At 38.8% G+C, this 22,561-nt stretch carries 25 protein-coding genes and 1 tRNA gene; 14 read left to right on the top strand and 12 right to left on the bottom strand.

Annotated elements, in window-relative coordinates:
* Position 1: 1 nt before the first annotated feature.
* Entirely contained in the window at positions 2-1,084 is a 1,083-nt protein-coding gene (locus VFC49_RS02680; protein ID WP_324736069.1) for a glycosyltransferase family 2 protein, read from the bottom strand.
* 61 nt (positions 1,085-1,145) lie between these two features.
* Between VFC49_RS02680 and VFC49_RS02675 the strand changes: the two genes are divergently transcribed.
* Positions 1,146-1,424 carry a hypothetical protein gene (locus tag VFC49_RS02675; protein ID WP_013467185.1) on the top strand — a complete coding sequence of 93 codons (279 nt, stop codon included), beginning with the start codon at positions 1,146-1,148 and terminating at the stop codon, positions 1,422-1,424.
* Here the strand turns inward: VFC49_RS02675 and lonB are convergent.
* Positions 1,403-3,322: an ATP-dependent protease LonB gene (gene lonB, locus VFC49_RS02670; protein WP_324736068.1), complete on the bottom strand. Its 1,920-nt coding sequence runs from the start codon at positions 3,320-3,322 to the stop codon at positions 1,403-1,405. The two genes, VFC49_RS02675 and lonB, sit on opposite strands and share 22 nt — an antisense overlap.
* A 121-nt stretch (positions 3,323-3,443) precedes the next feature.
* Here lonB and VFC49_RS02665 point away from each other — a divergent pair, with 121 nt between their 5' ends.
* The 4 genes from VFC49_RS02665 (at position 3,444) to VFC49_RS02650 (ending at position 5,770) form a co-directional block, all read left to right on the top strand.
* Positions 3,444-4,238 carry a DUF2666 family protein gene (locus tag VFC49_RS02665; protein ID WP_324736067.1) on the top strand — a complete coding sequence of 265 codons (795 nt, stop codon included), beginning with the start codon at positions 3,444-3,446 and terminating at the stop codon, positions 4,236-4,238.
* A 129-nt stretch (positions 4,239-4,367) separates the two neighbouring features.
* On the top strand, positions 4,368-4,760 hold the full coding sequence (locus VFC49_RS02660; RefSeq protein WP_324736066.1) for a Rid family detoxifying hydrolase: 393 nt from the start codon (positions 4,368-4,370) through the stop codon (positions 4,758-4,760).
* A gap of 49 nt (positions 4,761-4,809) precedes the next feature.
* Positions 4,810-5,418 carry a hypothetical protein gene (locus tag VFC49_RS02655; RefSeq protein ID WP_324736596.1) on the top strand — a complete coding sequence of 203 codons (609 nt, stop codon included), beginning with the start codon at positions 4,810-4,812 and terminating at the stop codon, positions 5,416-5,418.
* Complete coding sequence (locus VFC49_RS02650) at positions 5,402-5,770, top strand: Mov34/MPN/PAD-1 family protein (RefSeq protein ID WP_324736065.1); 369 nt, start codon at positions 5,402-5,404, stop codon at positions 5,768-5,770. Before VFC49_RS02655 ends, VFC49_RS02650 begins: the two co-directional genes overlap by 17 nt.
* Here the strand turns inward: VFC49_RS02650 and VFC49_RS02645 are convergent, their stop codons facing one another.
* Positions 5,771-6,610, bottom strand: coding sequence for an SDH family Clp fold serine proteinase (locus VFC49_RS02645; protein ID WP_013467179.1), 840 nt, complete (start codon positions 6,608-6,610; stop codon positions 5,771-5,773).
* A gap of 154 nt (positions 6,611-6,764) precedes the next feature.
* Between VFC49_RS02645 and VFC49_RS02640 the strand changes: the two genes are divergently transcribed.
* The 4 genes from VFC49_RS02640 (at position 6,765) to VFC49_RS02625 (ending at position 8,957) form a co-directional block, all read left to right on the top strand.
* Complete coding sequence (locus tag VFC49_RS02640; protein WP_324736064.1) at positions 6,765-7,142, top strand: metalloregulator ArsR/SmtB family transcription factor; 378 nt, start codon at positions 6,765-6,767, stop codon at positions 7,140-7,142.
* Positions 7,143-7,169: 27 nt separating this feature from the next.
* Complete coding sequence (locus tag VFC49_RS02635; RefSeq protein WP_324736063.1) at positions 7,170-7,469, top strand: MazG nucleotide pyrophosphohydrolase domain-containing protein; 300 nt, start codon at positions 7,170-7,172, stop codon at positions 7,467-7,469.
* Between the two features lie 221 nt (positions 7,470-7,690).
* A complete protein-coding gene (locus VFC49_RS02630) occupies positions 7,691-8,140 on the top strand; it encodes an Lrp/AsnC family transcriptional regulator (RefSeq protein ID WP_013467176.1) in 450 nt (149 codons plus the stop codon).
* A 103-nt stretch (positions 8,141-8,243) separates the two neighbouring features.
* Positions 8,244-8,957, top strand: coding sequence for a DUF92 domain-containing protein (locus VFC49_RS02625; RefSeq protein WP_324736062.1), 714 nt, complete (start codon positions 8,244-8,246; stop codon positions 8,955-8,957).
* A gap of 59 nt (positions 8,958-9,016) precedes the next feature.
* Here VFC49_RS02625 and VFC49_RS02620 read toward each other — a convergent pair whose 3' ends face one another.
* The 5 genes from VFC49_RS02620 to VFC49_RS02600 form a co-directional block, all read right to left on the bottom strand.
* Positions 9,017-10,063 (bottom strand): SPOUT family RNA methylase, encoded by a 1,047-nt coding sequence (locus VFC49_RS02620; RefSeq protein WP_324736595.1) that lies wholly within the window; start codon positions 10,061-10,063, stop codon positions 9,017-9,019.
* Positions 10,064-10,147: 84 nt separating this feature from the next.
* On the bottom strand, positions 10,148-10,750 hold the full coding sequence (locus VFC49_RS02615) for a 30S ribosomal protein S3ae (protein ID WP_013467173.1): 603 nt from the start codon (positions 10,748-10,750) through the stop codon (positions 10,148-10,150).
* 18 nt (positions 10,751-10,768) lie between these two features.
* Positions 10,769-11,014 carry a KEOPS complex subunit Pcc1 gene (locus tag VFC49_RS02610; RefSeq protein WP_324736061.1) on the bottom strand — a complete coding sequence of 82 codons (246 nt, stop codon included), beginning with the start codon at positions 11,012-11,014 and terminating at the stop codon, positions 10,769-10,771.
* Complete coding sequence (locus VFC49_RS02605; RefSeq protein WP_324736060.1) at positions 11,004-12,422, bottom strand: DHH family phosphoesterase; 1,419 nt, start codon at positions 12,420-12,422, stop codon at positions 11,004-11,006. Before VFC49_RS02605 ends, VFC49_RS02610 begins: the two co-directional genes overlap by 11 nt.
* A 31-nt stretch (positions 12,423-12,453) precedes the next feature.
* Positions 12,454-12,909: a 30S ribosomal protein S15 gene (locus VFC49_RS02600; RefSeq protein ID WP_013467170.1), complete on the bottom strand. Its 456-nt coding sequence runs from the start codon at positions 12,907-12,909 to the stop codon at positions 12,454-12,456.
* Between the two features lie 168 nt (positions 12,910-13,077).
* Here VFC49_RS02600 and VFC49_RS02595 point away from each other — a divergent pair, with 168 nt between their 5' ends.
* Positions 13,078-13,902 carry an LAGLIDADG family homing endonuclease gene (locus VFC49_RS02595; RefSeq protein WP_324736059.1) on the top strand — a complete coding sequence of 275 codons (825 nt, stop codon included), beginning with the start codon at positions 13,078-13,080 and terminating at the stop codon, positions 13,900-13,902.
* 40 nt (positions 13,903-13,942) lie between these two features.
* Here VFC49_RS02595 and VFC49_RS02590 read toward each other — a convergent pair.
* Positions 13,943-14,020 (bottom strand) — tRNA-Met (locus VFC49_RS02590).
* 189 nt (positions 14,021-14,209) lie between these two features.
* On the opposite strand from VFC49_RS02590, the gene VFC49_RS02585 reads away from it, so the two are divergent.
* From VFC49_RS02585 to VFC49_RS02575, 3 genes are read left to right on the top strand one after another with little or no spacing between them, the layout of a single operon-like run.
* Positions 14,210-15,370: an aconitase X catalytic domain-containing protein gene (locus VFC49_RS02585; RefSeq protein ID WP_324736058.1), complete on the top strand. Its 1,161-nt coding sequence runs from the start codon at positions 14,210-14,212 to the stop codon at positions 15,368-15,370.
* A gap of 10 nt (positions 15,371-15,380) precedes the next feature.
* A complete protein-coding gene (locus VFC49_RS02580; protein WP_324736057.1) occupies positions 15,381-15,785 on the top strand; it encodes a DUF126 domain-containing protein in 405 nt (134 codons plus the stop codon).
* 35 nt (positions 15,786-15,820) lie between these two features.
* Positions 15,821-17,050 carry a site-2 protease family protein gene (locus tag VFC49_RS02575; RefSeq protein WP_324736056.1) on the top strand — a complete coding sequence of 410 codons (1,230 nt, stop codon included), beginning with the start codon at positions 15,821-15,823 and terminating at the stop codon, positions 17,048-17,050.
* On the opposite strand, the gene VFC49_RS02570 is transcribed toward VFC49_RS02575, so the two are convergent.
* A complete protein-coding gene (locus VFC49_RS02570; protein ID WP_324736055.1) occupies positions 17,036-17,602 on the bottom strand; it encodes a hypothetical protein in 567 nt (188 codons plus the stop codon). The two genes, VFC49_RS02575 and VFC49_RS02570, sit on opposite strands and share 15 nt — an antisense overlap.
* A gap of 113 nt (positions 17,603-17,715) precedes the next feature.
* On the opposite strand from VFC49_RS02570, the gene VFC49_RS02565 reads away from it, so the two are divergent.
* Positions 17,716-17,898, top strand: coding sequence for a class III signal peptide-containing protein (locus VFC49_RS02565; RefSeq protein ID WP_056933766.1), 183 nt, complete (start codon positions 17,716-17,718; stop codon positions 17,896-17,898).
* Between the two features lie 87 nt (positions 17,899-17,985).
* Here the strand turns inward: VFC49_RS02565 and VFC49_RS02560 are convergent, their stop codons facing one another.
* Together VFC49_RS02560 and VFC49_RS02555 are read right to left on the bottom strand one after the other, a co-directional pair.
* Positions 17,986-20,169: a DUF6541 family protein gene (locus tag VFC49_RS02560; RefSeq protein WP_324736054.1), complete on the bottom strand. Its 2,184-nt coding sequence runs from the start codon at positions 20,167-20,169 to the stop codon at positions 17,986-17,988.
* A gap of 58 nt (positions 20,170-20,227) precedes the next feature.
* Positions 20,228-22,501: an ArnT family glycosyltransferase gene (locus VFC49_RS02555; RefSeq protein WP_324736053.1), complete on the bottom strand. Its 2,274-nt coding sequence runs from the start codon at positions 22,499-22,501 to the stop codon at positions 20,228-20,230.
* Between the last annotated feature and the right edge of the window lie 60 nt (positions 22,502-22,561).

Raw genomic sequence — 22,561 nt, 5'->3', positions numbered from 1 at the left:
TTTAAGCTTTACGGCTGAGAAAAGGGGGAAAACGTTGTGCAATTCTCGATTTTAGGAGACATAAATATCCATGGATGTGCAATGTCAAGTAGAACAGTGCCCAGAACCATAAGAATATTGGGAATAAAAGAGCATTTATCATGCCTCCTCCTTCTATTAATGTCGGGATCAGCATTGTTATAATTTCAAAAGCCATGAATGCCGCAAGCAGGGGCCAATTTCTACGAATCATCAGGAGGAGGGGCACAAGCACATCAAAAAGGGCTATAATGTCGCTTAGAATTAGAAATGTCCATTCCTTCGAGAATCCTCCTCCCAGGTGCATCAAATCTCCCAAAAACCATCTTCTCCTTTGAATCCAAAGCGTTTTTAATGAACTTGGCATCTTTGTGTATGCTTTGGCTTTTGGAGCATAAACTACCTTACCAAATTTTTTAATTTCCCTCGTGGTTGCATAATCTTCAACTCTACTCTTGACAAAGCCACCTATCTTCTCCAGAGCTTCCTTTCTAAAAGCACTTATAGGACCAGGAGCCACGCTTAAGTCTTCAAGCTCTTTGGCTCTTCTGAACATTGCTATTCTCAGATGTTCAGCATCTTGGGCTCTTTCTAAAAAGGAGCTGACTAAAACTCTAACTTGTCCACCAACACCTAAAACACCCTCATCATAGAATCGCTTTACCAATTCTTTAACTGCAGAATTGTCCAATACTGTATCTGCATCTGTTGTTACTATTATTTCTCCTTGGGCTTTGGTTAATCCGAAATTTAAAGCCTTGGCCTTCCCCTCATGTTTTTTTCTGAAAACTTTTAGGCGTTCATCCTTTATGGAGCTTGCAGTTTCGAACGTTTTATCTTCGCTTCCATCATCAACCACAATAACTTCTAAGGTTGGATAATCCTGAGAAAGTGCAGATTTTATTGAGTCTTTGATGGTTCCCTCCTCGTTATATGCTGGAATGATTATGGTTACGAGTGGAGCCCATTCTTTAATTCTGTAATTCCGCAATAAGCTAATTATGTAGTTAAAGAAAAAATAGGCGTCCCACAACACTATAATTAATAAGGCAATTTCAAGCAGCATGATATCCACTGTGCTTAAAGGTTTTTAACTTTTAATTTAGAGCATCTGTTGGTGGTAAGCGATGATAATAGCAAAGCCCTGTGTGACCATGAAGGGAGTAGTGGTTCAGCTTTATTCTTGGGACAAAGAGATAAAACTTGATTTGGATAAAGTCTCAGAGTGTCTCAAGAAGAAGGGAATAGAGATAAAGAAGCTGATTCCAAACATGCTTCTGATAGCTGTCATGAACGGATTTGAGACAAGCATATACCCCGGAGGGAAAGTGATAATCAAAGAACTTACAGATACAAAGAAGGGGGAAGAGATTGCCAAAACTGTTTATGATTGTGTGGATGGATAAAGTGGAAGAGCTTCTTTAATCCTCTTTATGAGCTTCTCTTTCTTCTCTGATTCTTCAAGTGCTATTTCAAGGACTTGATCTATTGTCTCAACTGGGATTATCTCTATCTTTTCAGCCTTATCTGGACTCAGGAAGACATCCTTCTCATTCGCCTTTGGAATTATTACTTTCTTTATCCCAGCTTCAATTGCTGCCTCGATCTTCGGAGTTACACCACCAACGGGTAATACCTCACCCCTAACACTTAAAGACCCCGTCATTGCTACACTCTGCTTGACTGGAACTTCCTCTAAGGCTGATATAACCGCTGTTGCAACGCTTATGCTTGCAGAGTCACCTTCAACCCCCTCATAAGTTTGCAGGAACTGAACGTGGATATCGTAGTTGCTTATGTCTTCACCTTTGTAGCGTTTTATGATGGCAGAGACATTTTGAACAGCTTCCTTTGCAATTTCGCCAAGCTTGCCGGTAACTATTATCTTACCCTCCTCCCTGCTTGCTGCGGGGGCAACAACAGCTTCAATTGGAAGCACAATACCGCTCTGTTCCCCGATGACAGCTAAGCCGTTCACTCTACCAATCTCGCCGCCTTCTACTTTGATAACCTGATACTCCTTCTTCCTCTCAATGTACCAGTCTGCAAGCTGTTTTTCAAGAGGCTTTGCAAGCTGGAGAGCCCTAAGCACATGTTCCCTTGTTACGTATTTCGCTCCTTCTCTAACTGCAATATCTCCAGCAGCTCTAACAACACCACCAAGATCCCTCAGCCTTAATGTTAAATGTCCTTTTCTTCCAGCTCTCTTCTGGGCTTCTCTGACTATCTCTTCAACCGCATCTTTGGTAAAGTGGGGGATTTTTCCATCTTTCTTCACTTCTTGGGCTACAAACTGGACTAATTTTTTCCTGTTTTCTAAGGTGTCGGGCATTGTAGTCCTCATATATATCTCATAACCGTAACCTCTAATTCTCGATCTCAATGCAGGATGCATTTTTTCGACTGTGTCAAGATTTCCTGCGGCAACCAGTACAAAATCACATGGTACCGGCTCTGTCCTAACCATTGCACCGCTTGAAAGCTCACTCTGACCAGTTATTGGGAATTTCTTCTCCTGCATTGCAGTCAAAAGGCTCTGCTGCATCTTTATGCTGAGAGTCGCAATCTCATCTATAAACAGAACTCCTTTATGAGCGCGGTGTATCATTCCCGGCTCTACCCTCTCATGAGCAGGTGTTCCCAACCCACCGCTCTGGAAGGGATCATGCCTAACATCCCCAAGCAATGCACCAGCATGTGCACCAGTGGCATCTACAAATGGTGCCTTTCTCTTTCCGCAGTTATCAACAAGGAGCTTTGGCACAAGAACTTGATTCTTAAGTCTTAAGTTGGAAATCGCCATTATTGAAATTATTACCACAAAGAGACCCATCAAGAGTGTTTGAGGGCTGGGATCCATCAAAACTGCTATCATAACCACAAACAATACAAAGAGCAGGAGATAGGACTTAATGCTCTCTTGGCTCTTAGCTTTTTCCCTGTATCTCTCCACTATCCTTTTTCCTTGACACGCTGGGACTGTCTTAATGCGAGGCATGTTTTCATCTTCAGGATTTGGGAATACAAGAATATCCTCCAGTTCTTCTGTCGGCAAAAGCTCAGCCATTGCCTGTCCAAGCATTGACTTTCCGGTTCCCGGCTCACCTATTAAAAGAACGTGCCTCTTCTGTCTTGCTGCGGTTTTTATAACCTCAACAGCATGCTCTTGACCAATAACCTGATCGATAAGCTTATCTGGAACTTTAATCTCCTCAGTAGTTTGAAACTCAATTCCAAGATCAAGTCTCTCCCCATATTCCTGAGACGGCTCAATCTTAGCTTCTTTCTTTTCCTCCTCGCCCATTCTTAATACCCCTAATTCTCGCTTTCATGAATGGTTAAACTGGGCCAATCTTATAAACTTTTTTTATGAGGTTAGGAAAAGCTAAAATATAGGGTACTACAAAAAAGTGAAGGTGGGGGAAATGAAGATTGAGGAGCACGTAATGTTTACAGCCAAACATAAAAATTGGAAGGTTGGAGACAAGCTTCTGGTAATGAGAGATGAAAACATTGCACACTTTCTGGCAAGCATCTCCAACACTGTAAATATGAAGATTTCAGAGTATCTAATTGATGTAATTGATGTGGCTGCAGTTATGTCACTGGCCGAGGATTTTGCAAAGGGGGAGCTGTGGGAGGCTGTTAAGGTTCTGAAATCCCCAAAAACTTCAAGAAAGATTGGAAAAATGGTGTTTGAAAGTGATAAAAAGCTCAAGAAACAGTTAGTAGACGTTGCAAAGGCATTACTTGCCAGGGAAACTCTTTCAAGAATGTTGAGCGTATATTACCCCGAAGATCCAATAATGGAACTTAAAATAATGCTGCCATATAAAGAGGATCATATAAACTTTACAGCTAAACATGGGAGTTGGATAGTTGTAAAGAGGCTTATTATAGACGAAAAAACCGAGCTTGCTGATGTCGCAAGGCTTTTGGCAAGTATAAATGAAACTATTACATCAAAGCTACCAATCTATGCAAAAATAGATTTAAAAGGCATTGATGAATGGTTTGCTGGAGTCAAAAAGGCAAAAAGTGATGTGGAGATAAAAACTGTCGTTGACAAATACCTCCACTTCCCTGCCCACAGATATGCACCTTCAGAATTTGAAAAGCATGCCAGGATCTATGCCTTGAGAAAAATGCTTGAAAAAATTGGGCTTAGCCTTGATGTTCCAGCAAAACCTCTTGAAAAATATTTGGAGAAAAAAAGTTGAAGCTGCGGATGATGATGCCGAGGACACCCGAGCAGAGGCAATGAGGACTCTTCGCTTCGCTGACTCCATATTTTATCCACCACAAAATTTTTGGTAGTAAAATGCCATTATTAATCTGAGGTGAGACAGATGAAGAAAGTCATGATTTTTACCGAAAATGCGCCTAAACCAATAGGTCCGTACAGTCAGGCTATCCTTGTTGAAAATCCCGGTAAATTCTTGGCGATTTCTGGACAAATCCCTATTGATCCAGAAAGTGGTCAGATTGTAAGAGGAGACATAAGAGAACAAGCAAGACAGGCAATTGAGAATCTCATTGCAATACTCGAAGCAGCAGGGGCTACGGTTGATGACGTAGTTAAAGTCACAGTGTATCTAAGAGATATGAGAGATTTTGAAGAGTTCAATAAAGTTTATGAGGAATATTTTGGACATTCAAAGCCTGCAAGAGCTGTCGTTGAGGTGTCAAATCTTCCAAAGGGTGTAAAGGTAGAAATTGAAGCAATTGCCATATTTGAGTGAAGCAGAAATTCTTATAATCCTCTTTAATTATCTCTATTTTGTGGTTAAAATGGAGCTGAGTCCAAGTGTGCTGGTCTTGCTGTTTCTTGAAGATTTTGCAAGAGAGACAAACTCGATAAGAAAAGGGGTTAAATATTTTGAATGGCAGAAAAGGTACAACGCTTATGACGTTGCCTACTCCATAGTTGGAGCAACATTAGCCAAGCTTGTAAAAGATGGTTACATCCAACTGGAGCTTAGAAAAGGGTTGCTGGGTAGAAAAGTTCTCTTAACCAGAATAAAGTCAATTCCCAAAAAATACGGTGTTGTCGTGGAAGGAATAAACAGCATGCAGGCATATAAAGCAGTCCCCTTAAGGTCAGCTTTGTTTCTGTCGTTCCCTGTATCAAGGTTCCCTGCGGCATTTCTTGGGACTTATATTCTACGAAAAGAGCTTAAAGATCAAGATGAACTGAAGCTTAGAGAGGATCCGGAGGTAACCAAGAAAAAAGAAGAACTAAAAGCTATTTTTGAGAGCTTTAAAATGCAGAACGAGGAGCTCTGGAAGGGAATTATAAAAGAAGTTGACAAGGCATGCGATTTGGTTAAAGGAAAAGAGGGGATTACCTTGTACACTCCTCTTGACATGCTGAGGGAGAAACATGAGAGTAAAGATTAGAAGAGAGCTCTTTGAGTATCTCCTCCAACTTGCAAGAGACTTCTATCCAAACGAATTTGGAGGCTTTTTGAGGGAAATAAATGGCATATTTGAGGAAGTGTTAATCATACCCAAAGGACACTTCGGAAAGCGCTCGATATTCTTTGATCCATGGCTTTTGCCTCATGATGAAAACATAAAAGGAACGGTACATTCTCATCCAACTCCCTATGGGAGACCTTCAAAAGCGGATCTGCATTTCTTTTCTAAATTTGGTGGGATTCATATAATAATCGCATATCCTTTTGAAAAATGGAGCGTAAAAGCATACACAAGTGACGGAAAGGAAGTAAAAATAGAAATTGTCGATTAGTCACTTCTTTTCCTGTCTAACTGGATATGGCATAAATTCAACTGTTCCTCTCTGCTTCATTGGTTGCGGATAAAGCTGCATTAACTCATAAACTTCCTCCGGGACGTCAGTGCTTACATGAAGACCAAGTTTTTGTGCCTCTTCAACAGTTATTGGATAATCATGAGTCCATCTGCCTTCTGTGAGGATTTGGGCAAGCTCTTTGGCTTTTTCTTCACCATATTTGTCTTTAAGCAATTCGTAAACAAAGTTCCTAACTTGGTTGATAGCCTTTTCAGCGACATCGGCCAAAATTAGGGTTTGATCATCGACCTTTTCTGGACCTTTCTTTTCAACTGCCCTAACTATGCTTGGAGCTGGATACTGTCCGAGTTGTGGATCAACAGGTCCAAGAACCGCATGAGGATCCATTATTATCTTGTCTGCTGCAAGGGCTATTAGAGTTCCACCGCTCATTGCATAGTGGGGGATAATGACTCTTGTTTCTGCTGGGTGATCCTTCAGTGCTTTTGCTATCTGTGTTGCAGCTAAAACCAACCCTCCAGGAGTGTGAATAATTAGGTCAATTGGTTTATCTTTCGGAGCCATTCTTATAGCCCTTAAAATTTCCTCACTGTCCTCAATGCTGATAAACTTGTAGAAGGGTATTCCAAAAAGACCAATGCTCTCTTGTCTGTGGATCATTGTTATTACAGTTGAGTTCCTCTTTCTGGATAGTTTTTGAAGAAGCCTCGCTCTCATAAGCTGGAGTTGTCTGTACTGCATCTGGGGCCAGAGTAGCAGATACAGGAAAAACAGCCACCAGATAAGTGATCCCAAAAATCCGCTTAATGGGTCCAAATTATCACCTCCCCATGTTTTACCACCACTCTAATTTTAGTATATTAACAAAAAGTTTTTAATAATTTTGGTAACTAAACAAATTAAGCAAAAAGAATTTCACATGAAATTTTATAAAGGGGTTGTGGGAATAATCTGTATGTGGTGATGCAATGTGAAGATTCGAGATCTCATCGAAAAGTTGAATGAAAAGCAGAAAAGAACAGTGAAAAGATGTCTTCAAAGCTGTGAAATAATAGATCTTGATGAGGATGTTGGCATTGAAACCAATGAGGAGCTTCTAAGATTCCTGAAGCTCATTTCAAACCCAATTCGATATAAAATTCTCAAAATGGTTAAAAACAGATGGATGTGTGTTTGTTTGATCTCCCAGGCTCTTGAGGAGGATCAAACTCTTATAAGCCACCACCTCCGCTCCCTTAAGGATATGAACCTTGTTTATGAGAGAAGGGAAGGAAAATTAAAGTTCTACAGAACAAATTTAGAAGAAGTCAAGAAGTACATTAAGCTCTTAGAGGCAGAGTTTAGCTGATTTTCAATATTTTCTTGGTGATTTATCATGAACAAGCTGCAAAGAGAGGTTGATAAGTTAATTCGGGAGCTTGGTGGGTACTGGGCACCATTTGAGATGCTTGCAGCACTTGTTGAAGAAGTGGGGGAACTTTCTGACGAAATGCTCAAGTTTGAGAACGTAAAGGGAAATGGAAAAATGGAGAACCTGAAAGAGGAAATTGGAGACGTGCTGTTCGCTTTATTGTGCATAGCGAATTACTATGGTATAGATGTCGAAAATGCTCTTCTTGCATCCATATCAAAATATCGGAATCGCGATAAATTGGATGGCAATAACAATTCTTAACTACTTTGAATTGTGTATTCCGAACTACTCTCCTAATCCCATCATTACCACTAATACTTTCATGTAACTTTTAGTAACTATATTGCCCTATACACTCCAAAGTAACGAGGGTTTGACGTAACAACTTGTTTCACAATGTTCTGGAGGACATTTAGTATATTGGATAAGATTCGAAACATTTTTAATAAATTGTGTATAGTATAACATTGAGGTGTTTGCTGATGAGGGCTAAAATAGATAAGGTCGACATACAGCTTATCAACCTCTTGGCGAAAAATTCAAGACTTACATACAAAGAATTGGCGGAACAATTAAAAACAACACGACAGAGAATCTCCAGAAGATTGGATAAACTTGAAAAGATGGGAGTCATCAAGAAGTATACTATAATACCAGATTTTGACAGGTTGGGGTACGTTTATGTTATACTGGGCATTACCCTCAAACCCGCAGCCCCTGTTGATGAGATAATTGAGAGGCTGAAGGATGATCAGGACATTAAGATCATTGAAAGGGCTATTGGTTCTCACAACCTTGTGATCCATCTGGTTGCTCCTAAGGATATGAAGGATATTGAGAAGAAAATACATGAGATATCTAAGAAAATAGACGGGATTGACAAAATGGACATAACATTTATCACCGAGATCGTTAAGTTTGAGATACTTTAGCTCTTTTACTATTCCTCTTTCGTCAATAAGCGAGAGAAAATGTAATAAAGCTTCTTATTTATCCTTCTTTGACTTTAAAATAACATCTGAAATGGTGGCACAAATGACAGGGGTTTCAGTGATTCAGTTCGTCATGCTCATTGTATTTGGATTTGCGGCTTATCTCTTTAAAGCACTGGATAAAATGGGCAGTGTTTCAGCTGTTTTTCTTGGAATGCTCATCCTGTATTTTGGGGGAATGTATCCTTTTCTGGCACTGGTTGTCTTCGTCGTTATGGGTGTTCTCTCTACAAGATATAGATATTCAGATAAGCTGAAAATCGGGATTGCTGAGGGAAAGAAAGGCATAAGAAGTTGGAGGAATGTCCTGGGAAACGGATTGGCAGCAGGGATATTTGTGATGTTTGAACATGTCTTTCAGCAGGATTTTCTGTGGGCGGCTACATTTGCCTCAATAGCCACAGCAAATGCAGACACTCTGGCGAGTGAGCTCGGAAAAATCTTGGGGAAAAAGCCAAGGATCATCACAAATTTAAAGCCTGCAAAACCTGGATCTAATGGAGCCGTTTCGTTTCAAGGTGAACTCTTTGCATTCATTGGTGCATTGGCAATTGCTTTCATTGCAGCAGAGATAACTCAGTACAAATGGCAGATGCTCTTGGCAACACTGCTTGGGGGGTTCATTGGGTGCAACATTGATAGCATTGTAGGAGCAACCTTAGAAAACAGGGGCATTGTTGATAATAACGGCACGAATTTCATCGCTACAATTGCTGGTGGGATCATTGGAGGGATAATCTTTTTAGCCCTTGTGTAAATTTTAAAATGTGATGAAAAGGCGGATTGCTGAAGGATGATGACGACCTTAGGGGCTGATTATTTCCTTCTCCTAAGCTCTTCTTCATAAATTGTCCACAGTGCTATTAATGCACCGGGGATTCCATGTTCAGTTGCAAATGTCATGTAGGGGGCTAAGTCAACAACGTAATCCGCAAATCTGAAAAGTCCCCTCGGAATGCCTTCTCGTGAACCGATGAACACAACAACTTCCTTTGCATAATACATGTCTTTCGCCAGTTCATCTTTAACCTCAGCCAGAGTATGTCCTTTGGGGTCTGTAATTATGAGCAAACGCTTGTTTCTTCTCTTGTCTCTTATCACTTGGTATAAGTCCCAAACATATACGGGAACTTTCTCGATTTTCCAAGGGTAGGCTTCCCTTTGTATCTGATACCTTGATTCCTGCCCAATCTTAACTCCTCTCAAAAATTCCATGAGCTCATAGCCGTCAATTTTTTCTTTCGGTGCTATTATTAGTTCTTTAACTTCAAATGCCTGAGCAGCTCTGCCAATTTTCTCACCGAAGTTTCTGCAGGCTTTGTAATCACCCCAGTACGGCATCTGAACTATGCTGACTTTTTTGAAAAGCTTCCTTGCGTCTGTCTTCTCTGGAGTGTACTTCTTCCATTCCTCTTTTCCAACAACTGAGATGTAAGCCCTATCACCTATTATCTCAACTAAAATTGCTTTGTCTGGAAAGCTCAAATCAACTTCAGCATTTGTAAGCTCTTTTATCTTAGCCCCAAGCTGAACATTAACATCAACACTTGTGAAGTTGTGCTTTCCCCTCCTCTTGGTCTTAATGGCAAATGTCTCTCCCTCATTGATAAACTTGGCAAGATCTTCGGCGACATTTAAAATATCTTCAATTTTAGCGGGAACCTCATGTAAGACCTCAATAACCCTCTCAACTTCCGGGATTTCTAAAATCTTCTCTTTTGCATTTTTATCATCGGTTTCAACTAAAATCAGTCCAGAATACCCTTGAGGGGAAATCCAGACCTTAGAATCTCCCAAAGCTTCCTTGATGTAATTGCCAGCAACAGCTTCCATTCCTCTCTGAGTTTTTACTAAAAATTTCATCGCTATCACCTGGATGGGAATTGGAGAATAAACTTAAAAGCTTTAGCAGAAGCGCTTTAGGGGAGAAATGGAAGCGGAGAAAAATCAAATCTCCGGCTCAGCAAGAACCTTAATCTTCCTGATTTCTGCCCTCTTAAGCGGATATATCTTCTTTGCTTCCTTGGCAATCTCAGAAGCCATCTTACCTGTGACAGCTTCAAGGACAAACTGTGTGAATGGTAACTCTTCAGCCTTCTTGTATATGATGTTTCTCATGATTTCTCTAATTGCTCTTTCTTGGCTTGTCTGAATTCTTCTTATTGCAATGACCATTCCCATAACTCTAAGCTTGTAGCCGTCTTTTGTTGTCACATTAAAGATACCGTCAATTCTTGTTGTTCTTCTTCTAACCAAGCTCCTAATGTAGCTCCTTGCAAGCTTGTGCCCTTTGAACTTTGTGTAAGCGTTCTGTCCCTTGACGTCATAAATCTGGAAATAAAGCTTAACATGGCCTTTTGTGAAATCGCCAGTTAAGTCTTTGAGGGTGGTCTCTATCACTCTTCCCTTAACCTTCTCAGGATCGTCTGCTGGGGTCAAACCAATCTCTTGGCTTCCAAAAAACTCAGGAGCATAAACAATATACCACTGCTTGAGCTTCCACTTATCTCTTGCAGCGGCAGCTCTTTTTCTTGGATTAGCTCTGGCCATCTTAACACCTCCTAACTTTCACAGTTTTAAACTATCTTCGGCGATCTTGATTGAAAACACCAAATCATCCAAAGCCACTATAAGGCTTTCAATCTCACCGGAGTATTTAACTTTTGTTATGACTTTACAATCTTCCCAATAAGTTTTAACCTTTAAATTTTTTGGAAGGTTTAAATTATCAACATCAACGGCTCTTGCTATTGCCTCGGCGGTTCTTTCATCGTTGTACTGCCAGATTATCTCTGCATTGGCTTTAATTTCCATTTGTCTGCTCCTCCAACGCTTTGTTTATAAGCTCTGCAAATTCCTCTAATTTGTCCTTCGGAAATCTAATACCAGCGGCTATCGCATGACCTCCCCCTTCTCCTCCAATAATCTCTGCAACTTTTCTCAAAGCCTCTCCAAGATGATACCCTTTGGCTAACGCTCTTTCGGTAGTTCTTGCTGAGCCTTTAATAAGGCTTTCATCTTCCTCACTGTCCGCCAAAATAATCACCGGCTTTTCTGGGCTTGCAAGTCTTGAACTTATTGCGATGTTTGCTGCTATGCCCACGAGAGTATCTTTGATGTTTTTACCCGCGTAAAAGACGTAGACATTTTCCTTTTCAATAACCGCGCTGTTCCAATTTTGTATTAAATATTTTCTTGCCTCAATCTGCTCTTTCTTGTACTCATCGACCAGCTTTAGTGCGGCTTTAAATGCATCTTCATCTCCCAGGCATATTGCCACTCCAAGAGTGCCAGCATTTAGTCTTCCAGTTGCATTGAGCAGAGTAGCGAATTCTCTTGCCTCGTGTCTTGGATCTCCCTCTTTGTAGGCCTTTATTAGGACTACATCTCCGATTATTCTGTCAATCACTTCCTTCCCAGCTCCGTGTTTGATCAGATGAATCACAATCAAGTCATTGAATCTCTTCTTTTCTTCCTCTCTGAGCTGCCAGTAGTACATATCTGGATCAAATCCCTTAGCTCTGAGAAATTCAATGGCTTTTCTTTCGTCTCCAGTAATTTCTGGAATCTCTGGATTAGTGGCATAAGCGAGCATCTGGTAGAGCTTTCTCGTCTCCCTTCCATAAAGCCTAATCTCCTTCCTTATTTCAATCAAGTCAAGTTTTTTTGCATCCTCTATTATGTCCAAGTTCATACCGTGGAACTGCCCATCTACCTCCTGCATGTCTCCAACAGCACCAACTAAGGCCAAATAGCTTAAATCCTTGTTTTTCTCGTTAATCTCTTTTGCAACAAAATAAGCAACACCAGAACCGCTTAGATCTCTAACGCTGTCGGCTCCTAATTGTGTTGGGTTAACTAAGATGTGGTTGTCGTTCTTAATCTCTCCATCTTCTGGTGGATGGTGATCAGCTATAACAACACTTGCATCACTGAGGTATTTCTCAATGAGCTTTATTGATCCACTACCTAAATCGCTGAAAACGTAAATTTTTTGCTTTTCATTTGCAAGTTCCGTGATTAAATCCTCGCTGAGCTGTTTAACAATGCTTAAATGAAAGTTCCCCCCTTCCCGTGCAATTGCCTTTGCAAGAATAGCACCGGCAGTTATTCCATCGGCATCTCTGTGGGAAATGATGCGTATAGTGTGCCCTAACTCGATGTGCATTTTTATTAGTTCGGCACCTTCCCTAACCTTCTCCAAAAAGCCGCTCTTGTCCATCCTATCACCTTAAGAAGGAAAAAGTGAGAAATCAGCGGACTAAGAGTTTTGCTTGCTCTGGATCGTATCTCCACTTTGGTGGAAGCTTTCCTGTCCTTCTGTAGTATTTCACAAGTCTTCTGATCTTGCTTTCAATGAGCTGAAGCCCTCTCCTTGAGTGTATGTCCTTGGGATGTTCCTCGAGATGCCTTCTCAAGTTAACTGCCCTCTTAATGAGAAACATCAAATCCTCTGGAATCTCTGGTGCTAAGCCGTTCTCTTCAAGGATCTTGGTTATCTTTTTGCCCGTAATTAGCTTAACGCTTGGAATTCCATACTGGTCTCTGAGAATAGTCCCGATCATAGCCGTGCTGTAGCCTTCCTTCCTAAGCTTTATGACGAGGTTCTCAACTTCCTCAGCTGTGTATTCCACCCAAGTTGGTGGGGCAGTCCTTGGGGGTCTTTTTGATCCAGATTTACCTCTCTTTCTCGCATGTATCCTTGCCATATACAACACCTCCTTGGTGACGGCCAGCTCCCGCCAGCCGCCCCTTATGACATAGCCAATTGGAATTGCCAAAGTGTGTTTAAAAAGTTTTGCCTGTTGAGTTCTGACCATCGTCGATAGTGTAGAAATTACAAAAAATTAAAAAATTCTGGATGCAAGTAGAGTATTATGCGAAAATTAAAAGACCTGAATCAAGAGGAACTTTATGAGATTATGGAATGCGCTAGCGAGCTAAGAACCAATGGATTAAGCTACTCTGAGATATCAAAGGCGATAGCAAAGAACAAAAATGTGAGAATTTCAAAGGCAACAATTATAAGATGGTGCAATGGGATACACAATCCGTTCAACAGAATTAAAGAGGTGAACTTAAAACCTTCTCCAGATTTATCCTATGTTATTGGGGTCTATTTTGGTGATGCTAGTGTAAATGCTGACAAAAGATACAGGTACAGGATAAGGCTCAAGGTTATCGATAGAGAATTTGCCAAAGAATTCGCTAAAGCGTTGAAATCTCTAGGTCTAAATCCGAGGCTATATTATGAGAACGATTCAACGAGGAGTGGAAGATGGAGCGTTGAGGCGACGAGCAAGGAATTATATCTGTTCTTGATAAGACCGAGGGAGGTTTTATTTGATATTGCCAAGCTTTATCCAAGAGAGTTTTTGAGAGGATTTTTCGATAGTGAGGGTTATGTCTTTGTGGATAAGCATAATCCAAGAAGAGCTTACGTTTCAGTAAGTAACTATGATAGAGATGTCTTAGAGTTCTGTCAGAAATTGTTGGATAATCTTGAAATACACTCTCAAATTTGGATTATGAGGAAAGCAGGCGCACCGAGTATAATCAGAGGAGAACAGTATTTTTATAAAGAGAATTTCTATGAACTGAGAATTTACAGAGTAGAAAGCGTCAGAAACTTTGCTTTCAATATTGGTTTTACAATCAGGAGAAAACAAATAAAGCTAAATAATTTTCTCAAAACCTCCTGAAAAATTTTCGAAAATTTCAAGAGAAACTCGAAAATTTTTATGGTAGCGGGGGGAGGATTTGAACCTCCGACCTCCGGGTTATGAGCCCGGCGGGCACTCCTAGCTGCCCCACCCCGCTGCACAACCCGATACATACTAATATATGGTAAGTTTATAAACTTTACTATTCAAAAACTCCGATTACAAAACTTTTTTGTTTAATTTGGCTAATCTTGATAGCAAAATAAGGCTTTGCAACTCTATATGTCATGTTTCAAAGACTGCAAAAGCTTTAAACCCTCTATGAGATATCTCTTATGGTGATAGCATGTATCTAACAAAGGAGGAAGAGCTGATTTTAGCAGGAGAGTATGGATATGCCCTGCAGAAAGCTATGGAGATTCTTGTTGCCCTCGGAGAGATTTATGGGGCAGATAGGCTAATTCCAATCAAAAGCGCCCAAATAGCTGGAGTTTCTTATAAAAACATTGGAGATGCTGGCATAGACTTTTTGAGAGATTTTGTAGATGCAGGGGCTAGGGTTAGTGTTTATACAACCTTAAATCCAGCAGGAATTGGCAATGAAGAGTTCATGGAAAAACAAAGAGAGATTTTGGAGCTTTACAAGGCGATGGGGATTGAGATAACTTCAACATGCACACCATATTACGGAGCAAATCTGCCAAAATTCGGTGATCACTTAGCTTGGAGTGAAAGTTCTGCCGTAAGCTTCGCAAACTCTATCATAGGTGCAAGAACGAACAGAGAGGGTGGACCTTCAAGTTTGGCGGCTGCAATTGTGGGAAAAACACCAAACTATGGACTCCACTTGGAAGAAAACAGAAAAGCAACGGTTATTGTTGAAGTCCAAGCCAAAGTTAAAGACTTTGTTGACTACAGTTTTTTAGGATATCACCTTGGAAAGCTTCTCAAAAACGATGTTCCATATTTTAAAGGGCTAAAACCTGAAAAGACGGATTATTTGAAAGAGCTTGGTGCCTCAATGGCTGCAACAGGCTCAATTGCGTTATATCATGTTGAGGGGGAAACTCCGGAGTATAAAACTGCCATTACAGATAAGCTTGAAAGAATACAGGTTGATGACAAAGAGCTCAAGGAAGTTAAAGAAAAGTACAACGCTGGCTGGGATGAGATTGATGCGATTTTAATTGGCTGTCCACATGCTTCAATTCATGAAATAAAAGAGGTCGCTGAGCTTTTAAGGATGAGGGGAAAACCTTTGAAAGTCCCCCTGTTTATAACGGCAAGCAGGGTTGTAAGATATTTAGCAGATTCTTTGGGCTACACAGAAGTCATAGAGCGCTATAATGGTAAGATAATTGTAGATGCATGCCTAATTGTTTCACCAATCAAGAGTTGGTACAAGGGGATTGCAACGAACAGCGGAAAGGCGAGCTTCTATTTTTCATCAGCTGGACTGAAAGTAAGACTCGATAATACGGATAAGCTGATTTTTGAAGCTCCGTGAGGTGGAAGGGATGAAGCTCAAAGGAAGAAGGATAACAAAGGGAAAAGCTAAGGGAATTGCTCTGGTTTCTCAAAAACCTCTCTCATTTTTAGGAGGGATTGATCCAAAAACTGGAATTGTAACTGATGTAGAGAGCGATATAAAAGGAGAAAGTGTTAAAGGCAAAATCCTTGTATTTCCCCGGGGAAAAGGTTCAACTGTCGGCTCTTACGTTATCTACCAGCTCAAAAAGAACAACGTTGCTCCAAAAGCCATTGTAGTGGAAGATGCAGAGACAATAGTGGCAACTGGAGCAATAATTGCAGAAATACCGATGGTAGATAAAATTGACATAAAGAAGATTAAGAACGGGCAGATCATTGAAGTTAATGCTGATAAAGGAGAGGTTATAATCCATGAAGAGGAAGGCATTTAAATAGTAGTTTTAAAATAACAAGGTAAGGTGGAAAAATGCCGAAAGGAATTTATGAGTGTATTGACTGCGGTTATCGAGAAGTGAGGGAATCTACAGAACCGTTACTTGAAAGGTCTTGTCCTAACTGCGGAGGAGATATGGTTCTTGTGGGGTTTACTGAAGAGATTGAGGCTGTAGAAGAACCAATCTCTCAGAAACTAATTCAAGAAATTAAAAAATTTTATGATGTTGGAGCAGTTCTTCGGCAGGAGGCTAATTTGCTTGCTTTTGAAGTTCTATCAATTAAAGAGGAGAATTTCGAAAAAGTGTTAAAAGAACTTGAGGGCTTGGGATACTGGGCGGCTTTAAAGAGAAGAGGAGGAAAAATTGTACTTTATGTATTCCCTGCACAGCATGTTAAGAGTGAGAATCCCCTTATAGGGATTCTATTGTTTGTTGCCACGCTCATAAGCACTTTTGGGGCAGGTTATTTGTTGTCTCTTGGCTATGTTCAAGCTTTAGATCAGTACAACCTTCCCGGAATTAGAAACATTTACCTAAATGCCTTGGCATTTTCAATAAGCATAATGGCGATCCTTGGAACTCACGAGATGGGGCATAAAATAGCGGCAACACTCCATGGTGTTAAGTCCACGTTTCCATATTTCATACCATTCCCATCGTTTATTGGGACAATGGGGGCTGTGATCAGGGTAAAATCTCCGATTCCAACAAGAAATGCAGCTATTGATCTGGGAGTTAGCGGACCTCTTGCGGGATTCTTAGTTGCGTTACCTGTTTCTCTTATCGGACTTAAGCTTTCTTTGGTTCTTCCAGCTTCACTGGTGAACCTCAAAGAGGGGGGCATAATTTTTGGAACCAATTTGTTTTTCATGATTCTTGAAAAGTACTTCCTTCACCTTGCAGAGGGGTATGTTATTTTATTTCACCCTGTTGCGATAGCAGGCTGGGTTGGTATTTTGGTAACATTTTTGAATTTAGTTCCCGCAGCACAGCTTGATGGGGGGCATATTGCAAGGGTATTTCTGAATGAAAAGATGCATGCATATTTAACTTTTGGATTGGGTTTCGCATTAATAGCACTGAGCTACCTTTGGGTAGGCTGGCTGATATGGGGGGGAATAATTTTGCTGATGGGAAGAATAGGGAATCCCGGAGCTCTTGATGAAGTGTCTCCCGTTTCATTTAAAAGAAAAATACTTGCAGTAATTGCTTTGCTGATTTTTGTTCTTTCTGCGACTCCAGTTCCATTATCCACTTCTTAGCCTTCTTTCTTTTAGTATCTGTTCTATATCATAATAAATTGAGTCCCTTGAAACTCCAAATGTTCTTGCAACTTCTGAGATGTTTAGAACTTTGGGGTTGTAGTTGAATAGCTCCAAAGCTTTGGCAAGTATCTTCCGCCTTTCTTTTATGCTTAATTTGCTAAGCTCGACTTCGTGGAGGGGAATATTGTACACGATAATACCCACAGCATATGTCCTTCTTGTTACAGGGGTGGTGTAAGTTCCAATTTCAAAATCTACTATTTCCATAGGGCTTTTTATCTGTTTGTTAAGGGCATCTTGGAGTTTTTTTAATGCATCTCTCTTGTTTCTCGCACTGGCATATGCAGTTATCAGGCCTTTTTCGGCTGGCTGGCTTTCGTCGATGTCCAAAGCTATTGTGACGTTCATAAAAGCTCCAAAATTTAAAGAAATTTTTGATTTTTCTATTTTACCTGGAGTTTTTAGAAATTCTTCTTTTGATGCTGTTTTAATATGATTTAAGCATTCTTCAATATTCGCAGACTCTGCTTGGAAAATTTTTAACACCATTTGAGACACCTTGCATAATCATTATTGAGTATAATCATCTCAAATTTGAGTAAAAAGATATATAACTTTTTCTCCACTAAAAGGGATGAAAGAAGCCGATGGAGGTGGTGTTGATGAGGAGGAAGGCACAGGGGGCAATTGAGTATTTGTTCATGATTGCCGCAGCTTTGATCATAATTGCTATTGTTCTTAGGTACTTAAGAGGAACTGGAACCTCAACAGGTAGTGCTGTTAGCAGTGCTGCAAGTGAGTTGACAAGCCAAGTTGCAAGTGCTCTTAAAGCTGCACAGGGTTAAAGCCAAATCTACTATCTTCTTTAGCTAATTATTTTTTACTGTTTAACAATATTTACAACAAAACAATCATTCCATGGTGTTCAATTGTTATGGGAGCATTTTTATTGACTTTACTCCCCATACTCCGCTACATTTCCCTTTTCTATAAAATATTATGCTATTCATTTGATTACTGTAAATGGACACATTGTAAAGTCTTATATTGTCAGTCTTATTAACTATGGGAAATGAATATAAGTGATCATTGACGCGGATATCAAATGTACATTTATTTTCAGAGAACATGGATATCTCTAATCCATTGTAGGTTGAATTGGGAATAAAAATTATCTCTGCTTTGTTAAAGAGGGAATAAACTGCATCAAGCTTTTTTAGAAGTTTCCATTTGATAATTATTGGGTGTTTGATAATCCATCCATAAATGAAATATTTTAAATGACTTGTATTCACGGAGGGAGATATAGTGTTTGAGGATAGAGTGTAATACGTAGATAGTAGATTTAGGCTACTCTCAGTATGGGGAGATGATAAATTGAATATCCAAATTCCTTTATTGAAGTATACAAGCTGATATTTTTTATATAATTCTAGAGGATCGAGTGGAGAAGGGTATAATACGTTCATACCTCTTGTATCTAAGTATAAATAAGAGCAAGCAGAGTAATTAGTTAACAATTTACATCTATACCTAACATGGTATTTAGATAGACATTTGATTGAGTTAATTCCAAAAACTGGCATCCAGTATCCAGAATCATCGCAACATAATGTACATATTGTGTGGTTGCTTAGGTTGTTTTTTATCCACTCAAACGACTGTATTACATTATTATCTAAAATATATGCCTCTTCAAAAGCTATGTTGTCAATAGATGCTGAAACATAGGGTGGGAGTATCATCAAGAGCATCACAAATATAAGCAGTGTCTTTTTGGATATCTTTTTTACTTCTATTTTGTTGATGTAGACCAATACACGATATAACCCTATACTGTAGAGTACAGGCAGGATAGGAGTTAGTAGGATAAATAATCGTTCTGAGTTCCAAATCGCTGAGATTACCGGAATATAAATTTTAAAAAAGATCTTATTTAACATTAAAACGAAAATAGATACAAAGGACAAAATTAGCGTTAATACTTTTTCTGATCGTGATTTTAAGCCATATATAAAAGATACTAGCAGAAGAGGGCTTATTGTAACATTAGCATTTTTTATAAATGTTTGAAGAATGATGTATCTTAGCCACTCTACATTGTCTTTTTCTGGATATGTGCTGAATTTGGTGGAATACTTAATAATATTTATTCTGGCGGGAGAAGATAACACATAGTATAAAAGGAATGATAATATTCCCTGAAGTATGTAGTATACAAAAAGTATCTTTTTTGTTTCTTCGTTATATTTAGGATTTAAAACAAGTACAAGGATATAAATTGTTGTGTATATCTGGAAGAATATATAATGATATGGGTGTACAAATAAGAGCCCTGCGATTAAAAGAATTGAAATAGCATGTGTAGTATTTATTTTGCACTCTTTTAATAATTCATCAACTGCTTTTATATATGTTCCAATAGCTATAGGCAGAAGATAATAGTTAAAGAAAGTTGGGTGGAGGGTGTAGTTTATATAGTAGTAATAAAGCCAAATGGATGGAGTTATTATCATACTCAAAAATGCAATATCTCTATTTTCTGTGATTTTGAACGAGAGATAATACGAGGCAAGTGGGAATATAGCCCAAAGTATAATCCTTAGTATCATCATGTTATATGGAATTGGTGACTTAGAAAGAGAGACTAGAAAAGATACTACAGAGTGATAACCGGCAGGATACGAGACAATGTTAGGAAATTCATATGGGTGAACAATACTAACAAAAACTGTATTCTGCTCTAAAATTAATTTTATTTTTAGTGCATGGAATATCGAATCAACACCGGGAGGGCCAGGATATGAGGGGTACTTAAAGAAAAAAATCTTTGGTAATAGAATTATTAGTGCTATGCCGGCAATCAGCATCATATCTCTCTTCTGTATCATTATCTTAGAGCTATCTGTTTTTGAGAATATTGTTCCCACAATAACTAATGCTGTCAGGATATATGGGACATAAGCTATCTTAATTTTTAATAATGATAATACATAGTAGAGTAATATAATCCCCACAAACAGAGAAGCAATACCTATAGCAAGTGCAGAAATGAAGTCGTCTTCATGTAGGATATATACTCCAAGCATTATGCTAACTACGATTAGGAATATCACGCTAAACTGTGGAATAATTAGAGACAATAAAAAAGTTGATAACACTAAGAGGATAAGTTTAATCTTGGTTGTTTTTGTGTTCATATCTCCTCACCTTGATTTTAATAAATTTCATTAAAAAGCTGGTGCTCTTGTTTGAAAGTTTAATCTTAGTCATATTTCCAGATATAATTATGTCATAGTCATCTCCAGTGATAATAATTGTTGTGTTGGAGGGGGTAATGCAATTATGTACTTTTTCTAATCTTGTGCTTAAAAGTGGAACGTACTGCGGAAATTCAAGTGTTAATCTAACAAGTTGAGGTGAAGTTATGGTAAGAGAGTCTTTGCTTGGGTATACGTGGAAAATTGTAGTTTGATTTTTATTATATTTTATTTCCCAGAGATACATATTTTCAGAAACTTTTATCATTTTTACAGTACTAATATTGCCGAAAGATGGTTTTATTTGTGCAATCATCTTTTCATTCATATTAATCAGAAGATTTGTTTTAAAGACTCTAAAATACACAATATTATCCTGATTTTTATTTGTTTTAATGATCTCCATTATTTCTCCATTAGGGGATGTTATTGCATATAATAATTGACCAGTTTTGTGAATAGTCAAGGTTAAGTTTTTGAATTCCTTATCAACAGGTTTAGGCCATTTGTAGTATATCCAAGTGCTCAGAATGTAGTACTTTATTCCATCTTCTGAAAGCTCCTTAATTATCTGGCTCGAGTTCATATCTTTCAAGAGTATCAAGCCAAAAGTATCAATGTAATATGGCTCGGTTTGAAGACCCAAATAGTATGTATTCATAGGATTTACAGCATAGAATTTCTCGTTTGACAGATTGTTTTTTAAAATGTACTCTTTTAATTCGTCTCTCATTTCTTTGCTATGCACTGCCCAGATGAATTTTAGCTTTCCTTGGGGGTACTGATAAACCATTCCATAATCCGCAATTAGCAGAAAGACTACGAAGATAGACAATATGCCGTATAGTTGCCTCTTGGTAAATTTGACAGAGCTTAAAAACTCAAGTAGAAGTAAATATAGCACAAGCCACAAAGAAATTAAAAATCTGTCATTTGGCAGGGTTGGGGATATGAAAAAATACACAAAAAAACTAACAATAAATAGTGCCCTTAGGTGCTGACTAACGGGATTTGGCTCAGAACTTAGGTCAAGTGTCCAAACAAGAAGGATAACGGCGATTAGTAGTATTAGTGGAACATTTGCGATCATGAGCTCCAGCGTGTTGTTGTAGATATGACCAAACTTATCTCCAATATACATAAACAGATTTATAATTGGAAAGCCTCTTCCCCCTTGAGCAAGATATGTTTGATAAATGTAATCTCTGCTTATCATGACACCCAATGCCCCCTCAATAATAAATTTGGGGAGTAAAAAAGCCAAAGCGAGTAAAATTGCGGATCTTAGGTTTTTTATTGAAAAGATTGCAAATCTAATAAGTTTGTCTACATAGGATATCCTGAATACATACACTGTTAAAACTCCCCACATTGCAAGCAAAAATGCGGAGGGTATTATCTGCCCATAAACCTCTATTTTATGCAAACCTGGAACGATCATCAGCTTTCTTACTAACTCAGATGGCCACATAAAAATTGCTGACATGGAGATAAGAGTTATTAAGATGTAACTAACTAAACCTATGAATACTTGTTTTTTGTTTAATAACACTTTGCTGGCATTTTTAACGTGTTCAAAAATTTCCTGGTTGAGGGAGAAGAAAATTGTGAGATATAAAGCAACAGCAAAGGGAAGTATCGTAAACTTGGACGTGCTTCCTATTCCAGCCCAGAAAAGTGAAATGTAAGCATATTTAGGATTCTTCGTTTTGGTATACCTTACAAAATAATACAGAGACAGTAAGGTAAAAAGTTCAATTGAGCTTTCATGGAAGACTAAAGGATTTACATGAATTAACAGTGGATCCATAGCCAGCAACCCAGTAAACGCAACTCCCAGTTTCCAGTTTTTAACTTCCTTTCCTATATAATATGCCACAATTAATGATAAAAACCCCAGAAATACAGAAAGCAGTCTGCCAATCACATAATTATCTCCAAATATCCTGAGCCAGAGAGCAAGCATGTAATAAAAAAGAGGCGGATGGACTGCATAAATATCTCTGTAAGGTAAATAACCTTGATTAATTAGTCTTGCGATCATGAGATAAGTACCTTCATCATAGTCAAAATACTCATTCATATGACCAGAAATTCCATAAAGACGGGTAACAAAGTAATACAAAAAAATCATTATAAACGCCAATACCCTTTTATCTATTGATTTAACTTTTTTCCTCCACATCATCCTCCCTATTGATTTGACTGCTCACATATTTTTAGATTTTTCTTTTGGAAATCAACTTAG

It is taken from the genome of Thermococcus sp. SY098 (assembly GCF_035621495.1).
Classification (GTDB): Archaea; Methanobacteriota_B; Thermococci; order Thermococcales; family Thermococcaceae; genus Thermococcus_B.
The sequence above is the reverse complement of the archived record's forward strand: the minus strand, read 5'-3'. Positions and strand labels throughout refer to the sequence as shown.

Bases quoted from the DNA above. Each gene is read 5' to 3' on its own strand.
- VFC49_RS02665 (WP_324736067.1), top strand. From the start codon at position 3,444: ATGAAGATTGAGGAGCACGTAATGTTTACAGCCAAACATAAAAATTGG.
- VFC49_RS02605 (WP_324736060.1), bottom strand. From the start codon at position 12,422: ATGGACAAGAGCGGCTTTTTGGAGAAGGTTAGGGAAGGTGCCGAACTA.
- VFC49_RS02680 (WP_324736069.1), bottom strand. From the start codon at position 1,084: ATGCTGCTTGAAATTGCCTTATTAATTATAGTGTTGTGGGACGCCTAT.
- VFC49_RS02580 (WP_324736057.1), top strand. From the start codon at position 15,381: ATGAAGCTCAAAGGAAGAAGGATAACAAAGGGAAAAGCTAAGGGAATT.
- lonB (WP_324736068.1), bottom strand. From the start codon at position 3,322: ATGGGCGAGGAGGAAAAGAAAGAAGCTAAGATTGAGCCGTCTCAGGAA.
- VFC49_RS02575 (WP_324736056.1), top strand. From the start codon at position 15,821: ATGCCGAAAGGAATTTATGAGTGTATTGACTGCGGTTATCGAGAAGTG.
- VFC49_RS02595 (WP_324736059.1), top strand. From the start codon at position 13,078: ATGCGAAAATTAAAAGACCTGAATCAAGAGGAACTTTATGAGATTATG.
- VFC49_RS02675 (WP_013467185.1), top strand. From the start codon at position 1,146: ATGATAATAGCAAAGCCCTGTGTGACCATGAAGGGAGTAGTGGTTCAG.
- VFC49_RS02620 (WP_324736595.1), bottom strand. From the start codon at position 10,063: ATGAAATTTTTAGTAAAAACTCAGAGAGGAATGGAAGCTGTTGCTGGC.
- VFC49_RS02660 (WP_324736066.1), top strand. From the start codon at position 4,368: ATGAAGAAAGTCATGATTTTTACCGAAAATGCGCCTAAACCAATAGGT.
- VFC49_RS02570 (WP_324736055.1), bottom strand. From the start codon at position 17,602: ATGGTGTTAAAAATTTTCCAAGCAGAGTCTGCGAATATTGAAGAATGC.
- VFC49_RS02615 (WP_013467173.1), bottom strand. From the start codon at position 10,750: ATGGCCAGAGCTAATCCAAGAAAAAGAGCTGCCGCTGCAAGAGATAAG.
- VFC49_RS02650 (WP_324736065.1), top strand. From the start codon at position 5,402: ATGAGAGTAAAGATTAGAAGAGAGCTCTTTGAGTATCTCCTCCAACTT.
- VFC49_RS02585 (WP_324736058.1), top strand. From the start codon at position 14,210: ATGTATCTAACAAAGGAGGAAGAGCTGATTTTAGCAGGAGAGTATGGA.
- VFC49_RS02600 (WP_013467170.1), bottom strand. From the start codon at position 12,909: ATGGCAAGGATACATGCGAGAAAGAGAGGTAAATCTGGATCAAAAAGA.
- VFC49_RS02635 (WP_324736063.1), top strand. From the start codon at position 7,170: ATGAACAAGCTGCAAAGAGAGGTTGATAAGTTAATTCGGGAGCTTGGT.
- VFC49_RS02630 (WP_013467176.1), top strand. From the start codon at position 7,691: ATGAGGGCTAAAATAGATAAGGTCGACATACAGCTTATCAACCTCTTG.
- VFC49_RS02565 (WP_056933766.1), top strand. From the start codon at position 17,716: ATGAGGAGGAAGGCACAGGGGGCAATTGAGTATTTGTTCATGATTGCC.
- VFC49_RS02625 (WP_324736062.1), top strand. From the start codon at position 8,244: ATGACAGGGGTTTCAGTGATTCAGTTCGTCATGCTCATTGTATTTGGA.
- VFC49_RS02610 (WP_324736061.1), bottom strand. From the start codon at position 11,014: ATGGAAATTAAAGCCAATGCAGAGATAATCTGGCAGTACAACGATGAA.
- VFC49_RS02555 (WP_324736053.1), bottom strand. From the start codon at position 22,501: ATGATGTGGAGGAAAAAAGTTAAATCAATAGATAAAAGGGTATTGGCG.
- VFC49_RS02655 (WP_324736596.1), top strand. From the start codon at position 4,810: ATGGAGCTGAGTCCAAGTGTGCTGGTCTTGCTGTTTCTTGAAGATTTT.